Origin of the sequence: Sphingomonas aliaeris, from assembly GCF_016743815.1 — a bacterium.
Lineage (GTDB): Bacteria > Pseudomonadota > Alphaproteobacteria > Sphingomonadales > Sphingomonadaceae > Sphingomonas > Sphingomonas aliaeris.
The window spans coordinates 1,395,576-1,407,490 of sequence record NZ_CP061035.1; the positions used below are offsets into that span (position 1 = coordinate 1,395,576).

Consider the following 11,915-nt stretch of genomic DNA (forward strand, 5'->3'; position numbering starts at 1 on the left):
GCGAAGTCGAGAAACAGGCCCGGCGGGCACGCGGAACAGCTTTTTTGACTACGCTCGAAACGAACGGAAAAGGTGGGGCAATCTCAGGCTCACAGCCAGCGACCCCGATCCTACCCCAGAATATGCATCCATACCGGCTGGCCCAGCAGGCTCTGCGATCCGCGCAGCTTCTCCAGCGCCTGCGCGACGGAGCGTTCCGGCCCCTCATGCGTCACGATCGCGACCAGCACGCTGCCATCCTCGCTGCCCGATCCGCGCTGGATCAGGCTTTCGATCGACACGCCCGCGTCGCGCATCGCTGCGGCGATCTCCGCCAGCACGCCGACCTTGTCCGCCACGGTGAAGCGGACGTACGCACGGCCGCGGCGCTCGCCCGCGTCGGCGGGTTTCTGCTCGACTAGCAGAATCGGCCGGCATCGCGAAGGCGGGGCCATATTCCCCACGCGCAATGTCGATCAGGTCCGCGACGACGGCGGATGCGGTCGGCCCGTCACCGGCACCCGCCCCCTGGAACAGCAGGCGGCCGACGAAATTCCCTTCCGCCACCACCGCGTTAGTCGCGCCGGTGACATGCGCCAGCGGATGGCTGACGGGGACGAGATGCGGATGCACGCGCTGGAACAATCCGTGCGGGCCATCCTCCGCGATGCCGAGCAGGCGGATGCGATAGCCGAGCGCCGCCGCCTCCGCGATATCCGCTGCGATTACGTGGCGGATGCCGTTCGCGACCACGCCGCCGAAAGCCGGTTGCGTACCGAACGAGATGCTCGACAGGATCGCAAGCTTGTGTGCCGCATCGATGCCGTCGATGTCGAACGTCGGGTCGGATTCGGCATAGCCCAGCGCCTGCGCCTCGCTCAGCACTTCCGCAAAATCGCGGCCTTCCGCTTCCATTTTCGACAGGATGAAATTGCACGTGCCGTTCAGGATGCCGTAGACCCGCGCGATCTCGTTCGCCGCGGCGCCTTCGCGCAGCCCCTTGATCACGGGAATGCCGCCCGCCACCGCCGCCTCGAACTTCAGCGCCGCTTTGGACTCTTCCGCCGTGCGCGCGAGTTCCAGCCCGTGATGCGCGATCATCGCCTTGTTCGCGCTGACGAACCCCTTGCCCGACTTCAACGTCGCGCGCGCCAGCGTCAGGGCAGGGCCATCCGATCCACCGATCAGTTCGACCACGACATCGGCTTGCGCATGGCTCGCCAGCGCGCTCGTGTCGTCGACCCATTCGAAACGCGACAGGTCAACGCCGCGATCCTTCGACCGGTCGCGCGCGGACACCGCGACGATCTCGATTGGCCTACCCGCGCGACGCGCGATCAGCGCGGCATTGGCATCCAGCAAGCGAACGACGCCGCCGCCGACCGTGCCCAGACCGGCAAGCGCGATGCGTAAAGGTGTTGTCATGGCCATACCCCCGAATTCAAGCCGATGCCCTAAGCGAGGCAGCCCACCCCTGAAAAGCCCCTCCCCTTCAGGGGAGGGGTTGGGGTGGGGCAGTTCCGCAAGCGTGAAGCTCCGCTACTTTTTCACCAGCCCGATCTCGACCAGCCGTTCGTGCAGATAATCGTGCGCAGTGATCGGCTCGGGATAGCGGTTGGGATTGTCCGGCGTGATGCACGACGGCAGCGTCTCGATCAGGAAATCGGGTGCGGGATGCAGGAAGAACGGCATCGAATAGCGCGAATGTCCGCGGCGTTCCGGCGGCGGGTTGACGACGCGGTGCGTAGTCGATGGCAGGACGTGATTGGTCAGCCGTTGCAGCATGTCGCCGACATTGACGACCATCGCACCTTCCGGCGGCTTGATCGGCAACCACATGCCGTCGCTGCCGAGCAGTTCCAGTCCCGCCTCTTCCGCACCCAGCAGCAGCGTGATCAGGTTGATGTCCTCATGCGCGCCCGCCCGCACGCCCTCGGCATCCACGGGAATCGGCGGATAATGGAGCAGCCGCAGGATCGAATTGCCGTCCTTCACCGCCGGGTCGAACCAGTGTGCGTCCAGCTTCAGATGCCGTGCGATCGCCGACAACAGCCGGTCGCCCGCCGTATCGAACGCCGCGAACAATTCCTCGAACACCGGGCGGAACCCCTCTGGCCGCGAAGGCCAGATGTTGGGCGGCATCACGTCGGAATATCTATGCCCCTCGGGCAGGCCGCGCCCGACATGCCAGAATTCCTTCAGATCGACCGCGCTCGCGCCCTTGGCGATTTCGGTCTTGAACGGCGTATAGCCCCGCTGCCCGCCGCCGGCGGCGGTGTAGTAGCTGCGCTTCTCCTCATCCGGCAGCGCGAACAGCTCCTTCGTTTCTTCCCAGGCCCGCGCGATCAGATCATCGGAAATACCGTGATCGGAGACCACCGCAAACCCGAACCGCTCGAACGATCCGCCCAGCGCCGCGGCGAAGGCGGCCGGGTCGGCGGCCTCGTCCTTCAACGATAAAGCGGGAACCTGGGCGGCTGGTGTGTCGAGCATCTTACATGATCCGTTTCGAAATGATGACGCAGCATATCGTCTCGACGGCGCTACGAACAGAGCGGCGTTAGCGACGCATGCGGAACGGAAATATGTCGATCAATCGATCCGGTCGAGGCAGTCCAGCAGCGACATCCAATCGTCCGGCAGCTCGTCTCGCCCGTCATAGGCGCAATGCAGCGCGCCGGACACGACGTCCCCGGCATAAGGCGTCGCGACAAGCACTGAGCCCTCCGCGGCGTCGTATGTCGATATGGTTTGGCCGTGAGACATCATGCACGTTAAAACGGCCGAAAAGGCCATTTGTTGCTTGCCAACCGGCAGCGGGAGCGCCGATGCAATGCTTCGTCGCATGAACAGCCGCTCGCCAGACCCCCGGATCATCGAAGCCCTCGCACGGGCGCGGGCGGAATCGCCGTTCCTGGCGATGGCATTGGGCCGCGAAACCGATCTCGCCGCCGACCTCGAAGCCGGCCACCTTCCGCCGTTCGACCTGCCCCTCCCGATCGCGGACGATCAGCCTGTATCCCGCACGTTGCGGCTCGCGCGACGCCGTATTTCGGTACTGGTGGCGATCGGCGATCTCGCCGGGCTGCTCGATCTGACCGCGGTCACCCGCGCGCTCAGCGACTTTGCCGACCGCGCGCTCGATCTCGCGATCCGCACCGCGATCGAGGAACGCACGCCGGGTGCCGAGCCCGTCGGCTTCACCGCGATCGCACTCGGCAAGCAGGGCAGCCACGAACTCAATTACTCGTCGGACATCGATCCGATCCTCTTGTTCGATCCGTTGACCTTGCCCCGCCGCCCGCGCGAGGATGCGCAGGAAGCGGCGATACGCATCGGCAAGCGCGTCGTCGAACTGCTCCAGGCGCGCGACGGCGACGGCTATGTCCTGCGCGTCGACCTGCGCCTGCGCCCGTCTCCGGAAGCCACGCCGCTCGCGCTGCCGATCGACGCCGCGATCGGCTATTACGAATCGCAGGCGCTGCCGTGGGAGCGCGCCGCCTTCATCCGCGCCCGCGCCGCCGCCGGTGATGTCGCGCTCGGGCGGCGTTTCCTCGACACGATCCGCCCGTTCGTCTGGCGCCGCGCGCTCGATTTCGGCGCGATCGGCGAAATCCGCGGCATCTCGCGCCGCATCCGGGATCATCACGCGCAGGGCCAGGCGTTCGGCCCCGGCTTCGATCTCAAGCGCGGGCGCGGCGGCATCCGCGAAGTCGAGTTCTTCGCGCAGATCCATCAGTTGATCCACGGCGGCCGCGATCCCGCCCTGCGCGCCCCGGCCACTCGCGACGCACTGTCGGCGCTCGCCGGCGCCGGATGGATCGGCGCGGACGAAGCAAGGGCGATGGCCGACAGCTACACGATCATGCGCACGATCGAACACCGCGTGCAGATGATCGACGACCGCCAGACGCATCGCCTGCCGACCGGTCCGGCGCTGGACGGCGTCGCGCGGTTGCACGGCCTGCCGGACGGGCCCGCCTTGCTCGATCTGTTGCGCCCGCACGTCGCCGGCACCGCCCGCATCTACGATCTCGATCGAACCTGGCGAAACCGACGGGCTGTCGCACGATGCCGCGCGGCTGGCCGATCAGCTCGCCGCTGCCGGATTTGCCGACACGACCGGCGCGGTACAGCGGATCGAACAGTGGCGCGCGGGCTCCTATGCCGCGTTGCGCAGCCCGGCGGCGTTGCAGGCGCTGGAGGCGGTGCTGCCCGGCCTGATCGACGCGCTCGGCACCGCGCCCGATCCGCACGCCGCGATCCTGCGGCTGGACGCGATGCTCGCGCGCCTGCCCAGCGCGATCAACTTCCTGCGCCTGCTTGAGGCGCGCCCCGCGCTCGCGCGGTTGCTCGGCGCGATCCTCAGCCATGCCGAGCCGTTGGCGGACGCACTCGGCCGCCGCGCCGAACTGCTCGACGGCCTGATCGACGCGACCGCGCTGGAGGCGGTCGGATCGATCGACGCGCTCGCCGCCGAAATGGGGGAGGGGGCGGACTATCAGGCGCGGCTCGATCACGTGCGCAAGGTCGTTGGCGAAAAGCGCTTCGCCCTGGGCGCGCAGATCGTTGCCGGCGTCTCCGATCCGCTAGACGTATCGGCCGGCTATGCGCGCGTGGCGGAGGCGGCGATCCGCGTGCTGGCCGAGGCGACGGTCGCCGAATTCGCATCGAAACACGGGCGTGTGGCGGACAGCGAACTCGTCGTGCTGGCACTTGGACGGATGGGCGGGGGCGCCCTGACGCACGCTTCCGATCTCGACCTGATCTATCTCTTCACCGGCGATTTCGCTGCGGAGTCCGACGGCGAAAAACGCCTCGGTGCAGTGCTATACTATAACCGCCTCGCACAGCGCCTGACGGGCGCGCTGTCCGTCGCCACCGCCTCCGGTCCGCTGTACGAGGTCGATACCCGCCTCCGCCCATCGGGCACGCAGGGGCCGCTCGCCGTCTCGCTCGACGGTTTCGCGCGGTATCAGCGGGAAAGCGCATGGACGTGGGAGCATATGGCCTTGACGCGGGCACGCCCCGTTTTCGGCTCCACATCGGCGCGCGCGGAAACGATCCGCGTGATCGACGCGGTACTGAACGGCGACCGTCCGGAGCGCGACCTGATTGCCGACGGCACCAAGATGCGCGCCGACATGGCCGCGCACAAGCCGCCCGCCGGTCCGCTGGATGCCAAGCTGTCCCCCGGTGGACTGGTCGATCTCGAATTCGCCACGCATCTCGCGCAGCTCACGCATCGCACCGGCTTCGACCCTAATCTGGGTCGTGCGATCGACGCGTTGATCGCCGCCGGGCATGCGCCGCCGGACATGCGGGCCTGCCACGACCTGCTCACACGATTGATCGTGACCCTCAGGCTCGTCGCCCCCGACGCGCAGGTGCCCGAACGGACCACGCAGGCGCTGGTCGCGCGTGCCGTCGGGCTTCCCGACTGGCCCGCGACGCTTGCCGCGTTCGACCGCACACGGCAGGAGGTTATGCAATTCTGGGCGGATGTCGGAGGTGGCGATGACGATCGAAACGGGTGATACGATGCCGGACGTCACGCTCGTCCGACCGGACGGGACGGACCTCGCGCTGCGCACGTTCATCGGCAAGCCGCTGGTGCTGTATTTCTATCCGAAGGACGACACGCCGGGCTGCACCAAGGAAGCGCAGGAATTCGGTGCGCTCTATCCGGAGTTCCGGGCACTTGGGTTCGAACTGCTCGGCGTATCGAAGGACACGCCAGCCAAGCATGTGAAATTCGCCGCGAAATACGATCTCGCCGTACCGCTCGCCAGCGATATGGACGGCACGGTGACGGAGGCGTTCGGCGTCTGGGGCGAGAAGCAATTGTACGGGAAGACCTATATGGGCATCGACCGGTCGACATGGCTGTTCGATGCCGCCGGAACGCTCGTCCGGTCGTGGCGCAAGGTGAAGGTGCCGGGTCACGCCGCGGCCGTTCTGGACGTCGCGCGCGCATCCGCCTGACGCGCGATTAACCACCGCGAACGTCGCAAATCGGTCGAACGAAACGACCGATCCTGCCCATGAAGATTTTGCGGCGCATCATGAAGTTCGCGAAACGTTCACCCACGATTTAACGACTCACCGCTTAAGTCCTGCGGTTGGCCGCTCATTCCAACCGACAGGGTTGTTAGTTAACTACTTCGCGGGTCAGAAAGGCTGCGTCAGAACGCGGAGGGGCTGCGATCTCGACACTTCAAGGTTCGGATGCCGGATATTCCGGTGTCCCTAGCAAGATCGCCGGGGATTAATGACCAAGATTTCTATCGCGGATACCGCGGAAAATGCCGCTGGTACGTTCGCGCAAGGCCGGGCCTGGTTCACCGCCCGGAACATGATCGCAGCCGTCACAATGAGCGTATCGGCTTGCGGCGTTGCCCATGCCGTCCCCAACGCCCCGGCAGGCGCTGCAGCCTCCACCGGCATCGTCGCAGCGAAGACCGTCGCGGTGGGTGGTCCGTTCGAAGCCGCCGACAGCAACGAAGCCAGCATCGATCTTCAGGCCGACCAGCAGTTCCGCTCGCTGTTCATGACCTGGAAGAAACTCGACACGCTCGAACAGACCGTCATCGCCATTCCGTCGGCACAGCCGGTGGAACGGCTCAGCTTCACCAGCAATTACGGCGTCCGCTCCGATCCGTTCCGCGGCACCGCTGCAATGCACGCCGGCGTGGATATCCCCGGTCCCGTCGGTACCCCGATCTATGCGACGGCCGACGGCTATGTCGATCGCGCCGAGCGTTCGGGCGGCTATGGCAATCTGGTCGAGATCGATCACGGCAAGGGTATCCAGACGCGCCACTGCCATCTGTCCAAGATCCTCGTCGCACCCTTCACGCGCGTGAAGCGCGGCCAGTTGATCGCATTGATGGGCTCGACCGGCCGTTCGACCGGCCCGCACCTCCATTACGAAGTCCGCATCGACGGTCACGCGGTCAATCCGATCCCATTCCTGCAGACCGCCGATTATCTGAACAACACGCAGAACGGCGTGAAGATGACCCCGGTCGCAATGGGCGGTCCGGCGGTCGCTTCCGCTGACTGATCGTCAGGGATCGGCCCCGGTTGCCGATCCCCGCGCGACGGCCTATCTCCACCCTATGGCCACCATCGCTCCCGCTCCCGTATCGCTGACCCCGTCCGCTGCCGCTCGCGTCGCGGCGATTGCCGAGCGGCAGGGCAAGCCCGCCATTCTGCGTCTTGCTGTCGATGGCGGCGGCTGCTCCGGCTTCCAGTACAAGTTCGAGCTCGCCGACACGGTCGCGGATGACGATGTCGTCGCGGAAACCGGGGCGGTAAGATTGGTTGTCGATTCGATCAGCCTCGATCTCGTTCGCGGCTGTGCCGTCGATTACGTCGGATCGCTCGGCGGCGCGGCGTTTCGCGTGGAAAATCCCAACGCCGCGTCCGGTTGCGGCTGCGGCTCCAGCTTTTCGGTCTGATCGCGCCGCTACGTGAAGATCGTCACCTACAACATCAACGGTATCAAGGCGCGGCTGCCGCGTCTGGTCGAGTATCTTGCCGAGCAGCAACCCGATGTGGTGTGCCTGCAGGAATTGAAGACCAGCGACGAAACCTTCCCCGAAGCGGACATCCGCGCCGCGGGCTATGGCGCGGTCTGGCACGGACAGAAAAGCTGGAACGGCGTGGCCGTGCTTGCCAAGGGCGCCGACCCGGTCGAGCGCAAGCGCGGTCTGGACGGCGAACCGGAGGACGAACATAGCCGCTATCTGGAATGCGACATCGACGGCACCGTCGTCGCCTCCATCTATCTGCCCAACGGCAATCCGCAGCCGGGTCCGAAGTTCGATTACAAATTGCGCTGGATCGATCGGCTTGCCGATCGTGCCCGCGTCCTGCTCGCGGAGGAAAAGCCCGTCGTGCTGGCGGGTGATTACAACGTCATCCCGAACGACGATGATACGTTTTCGGTCCGCGCCATGTCCGACGATGCACTGATGCAGCCCGAAAGCCGCGAAGGGTTTCGTCGTCTCGTCGCACAGGGTTGGACCGATGCCTTGCGCACGCGCTACCCGAAGGGCGGGGTGTGGACGTTCTGGGATTATCAGGCGGGTGCGTGGCAGCGGGATGCCGGGTTCCGCATCGATCATCTGCTCCTGTCGCCCGTCGCCGCCGATCGGCTGGCCGACGCCGGTGTCGACAAGGACTATCGCGGTCGCGAAAAGGCCAGCGACCATGCCCCCACCTGGGTCAAACTGCGCTCGTAAGGACATGAACATGCGTTGGATGCTGGCCGGACTTCTCATCGCCTCGGCCACGCCCGCGCTGGCGCAGGATCGGGATTACTGCCCCAATCGATCCGGGCTGGGCACGCCCGCCTGCACGATTGCGCCGGGCCATGTCTCGGTCGAAACTGCGCTCGGCGACTGGACCCGCGACGACAATTCCGATCAGCGCAGCGATACCGTCCTGATCGGCGACACCCTGGTGCGGATCGGCGTCGGTAACGCGGTGGAATTGCAGGCGGGGTTCACGCCGTTCGGCCATATGCGGTCGCGGGACAAGGCCAGCGGCGATGTGGATCGCGCCAACCGCGTCGGCGATGCGCTGTTGGGGGCCAAGCTCAATCTGCGCAATCCGGACGGCAATGGCCTGTCCGTCGCGCTACAGCCGTTCGCGACGCTTCCGGTCGGCCGCCAGCCGGTCGGGGCAGGGGATTGGGGCGCGGGCATGCTCGTGCCCGTCACCTACGATCTGAACGACGCGCTCAATCTGGAGGCCACGTCGGAGGTCGATGCTGCCGTCGATCAGGACGGGCACGGCCGCCACTTGGCCTATAGCGAGACCGCCGGCCTCGCCTGGGCGCTCAGCAAGACGCTGACCGCCACCGCCGAACTTCAGGTTTCGCGTGACGACGATCCGACCGGTGGGACGACGCAGGCACTCGCCGGGCTGTCGCTCGCCTCGATGGTCGGCAAGACGCTGCAATTCGATGCGGGCGCGAATGCCGGACTGAACCACAATTCGCCCGATCTCGAACTTTATCTCGGCGTGTCGAAGCACTTCTGAAAAATTTCCCGAACGTTGGCGTCCAGTCCTCGATCTTCGCACGCCACACGCCCTTTCCGGCGGTCAAAATCGGCTAAGCCATTGATCTAGCACGGTTCAGGTGTTTGGCATGACTAATGCACTAACACGGTTACGACCGGCATGAAGCCGGATCGATCGATGGAGGACACCATGATCAAGACCGCCGCTTTCGCCCTGACCGCCGCCCTGATGAGCGTCGCCCCCGCCGCCTTTGCAGAACCCGCCAAGACCGCGCCGGAACCCGCCACGGAGCAGACCGAAGCCGCCCCGGCCCCCGCCGCCCGTGCCGCCAAGCCGGTCCGCTACTGCGTGATCGAGACGTTCACCGGTTCGCGCATCCCGGTGAAGCATTGCCAGACCCGCGCAGACTGGCTTGCACAGGGCTTCGATCCGCTCGCCAAATGATCCGATCGGCCCGCGGTGGTTTCGCCCGCCGCGGGCATCGCTCCGTCAGAGCGTCCGTTCGTAAATCTCGTACTTCTTGTTCACCGTGCATTCGATGATATCGGCGATCGACCGCATCCCCTGATTATCTTCGAGGATCCAGCCGATCTCGCCCCGCGACGCGCCATAATCCTTCACCGATGCGCGGCGGATATATTCGATCATCATCAGCGCCAGCTGGCTCGCCAACCGCGACGATTGCAGCCGCTTGACGACGCCCATCAGCGGCACGCGCATCGTCCGCACCTTCGGCTTGCGCAACCACCACAGGATCTTCGCCCAGCCGAACGGGAACAGGCTGCCGTTCAGCGGCGCGATCGCCTCGTTCAGGTCGGGCAGCGTGATCATGAACGCGACCGGTTCGCCATCCACCTCCGCGATGCGGATCAGATCCTCATAGACGATCGGCTTCAGCTTCACCCCGACGTCCGCGATTTCCGGTTCGGTCAGCGGGACATAGCCCCAATTGTCCGACCATGCATCGTTCAGGATCGACAGGATGATTCGCGCCTCCTCGTCGAACTTCGACTTGTCGACCTTCCGGATACGGATCCGCGGATTCTTCTCTCCGCTCGCGATGATCCGCCCGCAGATCGGTGGAAACTCCTTCGTGATATCCAGCTCGTACGTGAACAGCGTCTTCACGACGTGATAGCCGGCAGATTCGATCCATTCCTGATAATGCGGCTTGTGATGCCCCATCATCACGGTCGGCGGATGATCGAACCCCTCCACCAGCAGCCCGGGCTCCTCCCAGACGGACATGCTGATCGGCCCCAGCGCACGCACCATCCCCTTGCCGCGCAACCACTCCTCCGCCGTCGCGATCAGCGTGTGCGCCAGCGCGCGATCCTCCGCCTCCAGCAGTCCCCAACAGCCGACCCCCGGCCCGAACCCCTGTTCCGGCGGCAGCGTCAGCGCCAGCGTATCGATATGCGCCGAAATCCGCCCCACGACCTTCCCGCCGCGTTCGGCCAAATACAGTTGCGCCTCGGCATGGCTGAACCACCCGTTCTTCTCCGGCGTGATCAGCCCCAGCGCCTCGCCCTTCAGCGGCGGCACCCAGTTCGGATCGTCCGCATTCAGCCGGAATGCGAGATCGATGAACGCCTTCCGATCGGCCTTGCTGCTGATCGGACGGATGGTGAGCAGTGGGTCGGTCAAGGCGCGCCTCATGCGAAGGACGGGATGCGAAAACTGGCCGTGTCAGTCCCGCGTGCGCGCCCCGCTGTCAAGCGTGCCGGGTCGCAGCGCCACCGCACCCCTGTTGCTGCCACGGTGCCGCCACTATCTAGGGCTAATGGAACGCCTTATGGAAAGCTCTGTCGCCCTCGATCGCCGCTCGCGCCCGGCTCCAGCCATAGAGGCGCGCGCCACCCGGGAACGGATCGCCGACGATCGCGCGATGCTCCGCGCCGCCGCCGATCTGACCCGCGATATCCTCGCGCATCGCCCGGCGATCTACTGGACAGACCTGATCGCCTCGGCCGTCGTCGGGTACGCCGCCTTCGCCGCGGCCGTGATCGCACCCGGCGCGTGGGCGATCCTCGCCGCGATCGTGTCCGTCCTGGCACTCTACCGCGCCGGATCGTTCATCCACGAACTGACGCACTTCAAGCCATCGGCGGTGCCCGGCTTCCACGTCGCGTGGAACCTGATCGCCGGCATCCCCTTGCTCGTGCCCAGCTTCATGTACGAAGGGGTGCACAATCTCCACCACGCCCGCACGCGCTACGGCACCGCGGAGGATCCCGAATATCTCCCGCTCGCGCTGATGAAGCCGTGGACGCTGCCGCTGTTCATCGTGATCTCGGCGCTCGGTCCGGTCGCCTTGGTGTTCCGCTTCGCCGTGCTGACGCCGCTGTCGATCATCCCCGCCGTGCGCCGTCTGGTGATCGAGCGCTATTCGTCGCTGTCGATCAACCCCGGCTTCCGCCGCCGTGCACCCGAAGGAGCCGCGCGCACGCAATGGCTGTGGCAGGAAGTGCTGGCCAGCGTATGGGCGATCGCGATCGTCGTGATGGTCGCGACCGGCACGGTTCCGCTCCGCACCTTCCTGATCGGCCTCGGCATCGCGTCCGCCGTCATGGTCATCAATCAGGTCCGCACGCTCGTCGCGCATCTGTGGGAGAATGAGGGCGAGGCGATGACCGTCACCGCGCAATATCTCGACACCGTCAACGTGCCCCCGCCGGCATTGCTGCCGATGCTGTGGGCGCCGGTCGGCCTGCGCTATCATGCGCTGCACCATCTGCTGCCGGGCCTGCCCTATCATGCCCTCGGAGAGGCCCACCGCCGCATCTCCGCCGCGCTGGAGCAGGAATCGCCCTATCACAAGGCGAGCTATCCCGGCCTGCCGGGGCTGGTCGCCAAGATCGCCCGCAGCACGATGGTCGCCCGCTGAGTCAGGGGTAGGGTCC

General features: G+C 66.0%; 10 protein-coding genes and 2 pseudogenes. 8 read left to right on the plus strand and 4 right to left on the minus strand.

The genetic code is table 11. The features are described 5' to 3' along the window. Positions 1-110 precede the first annotated feature (110 nt). The 3 genes and pseudogenes from H5J25_RS06515 to H5J25_RS21110 form a co-directional block, all read right to left on the minus strand. A pseudogene (locus H5J25_RS06515) lies at positions 111-1,404 on the minus strand (homoserine dehydrogenase). 114 nt (positions 1,405-1,518) lie between these two features. Continuing rightward, positions 1,519-2,472 (minus strand): isopenicillin N synthase family dioxygenase, encoded by a 954-nt coding sequence (locus tag H5J25_RS06520; protein WP_202095241.1) that lies wholly within the window; start codon positions 2,470-2,472, stop codon positions 1,519-1,521. 99 nt (positions 2,473-2,571) lie between these two features. Beyond that, a complete protein-coding gene (locus H5J25_RS21110) occupies positions 2,572-2,697 on the minus strand; it encodes a hypothetical protein (RefSeq protein WP_263973961.1) in 126 nt (41 codons plus the stop codon). 127 nt (positions 2,698-2,824) lie between these two features. Between H5J25_RS21110 and glnE the strand changes: the two are divergent. The 7 genes and pseudogenes from glnE (at position 2,825) to H5J25_RS06555 (ending at position 9,456) form a co-directional block, all read left to right on the plus strand. After that, positions 2,825-5,516, plus strand: a pseudogene (glnE, locus tag H5J25_RS06525) (bifunctional [glutamate--ammonia ligase]-adenylyl-L-tyrosine phosphorylase/[glutamate--ammonia-ligase] adenylyltransferase). Beyond that, positions 5,497-5,964, plus strand: a complete 468-nt coding sequence (locus H5J25_RS06530) for a peroxiredoxin (protein ID WP_202095242.1) — start codon at positions 5,497-5,499, stop codon at positions 5,962-5,964. The pseudogene glnE and the gene H5J25_RS06530 overlap by 20 nt, the downstream one beginning before the upstream one ends. A 286-nt stretch (positions 5,965-6,250) precedes the next feature. Then, a complete protein-coding gene (locus H5J25_RS06535; protein WP_404829585.1) occupies positions 6,251-7,045 on the plus strand; it encodes a M23 family metallopeptidase in 795 nt (264 codons plus the stop codon). A 55-nt stretch (positions 7,046-7,100) separates the two neighbouring features. Next, positions 7,101-7,442, plus strand: a complete 342-nt coding sequence (gene erpA, locus H5J25_RS06540; protein WP_202095243.1) for an iron-sulfur cluster insertion protein ErpA — start codon at positions 7,101-7,103, stop codon at positions 7,440-7,442. A 12-nt stretch (positions 7,443-7,454) separates the two neighbouring features. Beyond that, complete coding sequence (gene xth, locus H5J25_RS06545) at positions 7,455-8,228, plus strand: exodeoxyribonuclease III (RefSeq protein WP_202095244.1); 774 nt, start codon at positions 7,455-7,457, stop codon at positions 8,226-8,228. 10 nt (positions 8,229-8,238) lie between these two features. Further along, complete coding sequence (locus H5J25_RS06550) at positions 8,239-9,030, plus strand: transporter (RefSeq protein ID WP_202095245.1); 792 nt, start codon at positions 8,239-8,241, stop codon at positions 9,028-9,030. A 171-nt stretch (positions 9,031-9,201) separates the two neighbouring features. Further along, a complete protein-coding gene (locus H5J25_RS06555) occupies positions 9,202-9,456 on the plus strand; it encodes a hypothetical protein (protein WP_202095246.1) in 255 nt (84 codons plus the stop codon). 45 nt (positions 9,457-9,501) lie between these two features. Here the strand turns inward: H5J25_RS06555 and H5J25_RS06560 are convergent, their stop codons facing one another. Continuing rightward, positions 9,502-10,671: an N-acetyltransferase gene (locus tag H5J25_RS06560; RefSeq protein ID WP_404829586.1), complete on the minus strand. Its 1,170-nt coding sequence runs from the start codon at positions 10,669-10,671 to the stop codon at positions 9,502-9,504. Positions 10,672-10,807: 136 nt separating this feature from the next. Here H5J25_RS06560 and H5J25_RS06565 point away from each other — a divergent pair, with 136 nt between their 5' ends. Further along, the gene (locus H5J25_RS06565) at positions 10,808-11,899 is read left to right on the plus strand and encodes a fatty acid desaturase family protein (RefSeq protein WP_202095248.1); all 1,092 of its coding nucleotides are present in this window, start codon (positions 10,808-10,810) and stop codon (positions 11,897-11,899) included. Positions 11,900-11,915: the final 16 nt, after the last annotated feature.

Coding starts and splice junctions, on each gene's coding strand:
- H5J25_RS06520 (WP_202095241.1), bottom strand. CDS start 2,472: ATGCTCGACACACCAGCCGCCCAGGTTCCCGCTTTATCGTTGAAGGAC.
- H5J25_RS06530 (WP_202095242.1), top strand. CDS start 5,497: ATGACGATCGAAACGGGTGATACGATGCCGGACGTCACGCTCGTCCGA.
- H5J25_RS06535 (WP_404829585.1), top strand. CDS start 6,251: ATGACCAAGATTTCTATCGCGGATACCGCGGAAAATGCCGCTGGTACG.
- erpA (WP_202095243.1), top strand. CDS start 7,101: ATGGCCACCATCGCTCCCGCTCCCGTATCGCTGACCCCGTCCGCTGCC.
- H5J25_RS06550 (WP_202095245.1), top strand. CDS start 8,239: ATGCGTTGGATGCTGGCCGGACTTCTCATCGCCTCGGCCACGCCCGCG.
- H5J25_RS06555 (WP_202095246.1), top strand. CDS start 9,202: ATGATCAAGACCGCCGCTTTCGCCCTGACCGCCGCCCTGATGAGCGTC.
- H5J25_RS06560 (WP_404829586.1), bottom strand. CDS start 10,671: ATGAGGCGCGCCTTGACCGACCCACTGCTCACCATCCGTCCGATCAGC.
- H5J25_RS06565 (WP_202095248.1), top strand. CDS start 10,808: ATGGAAAGCTCTGTCGCCCTCGATCGCCGCTCGCGCCCGGCTCCAGCC.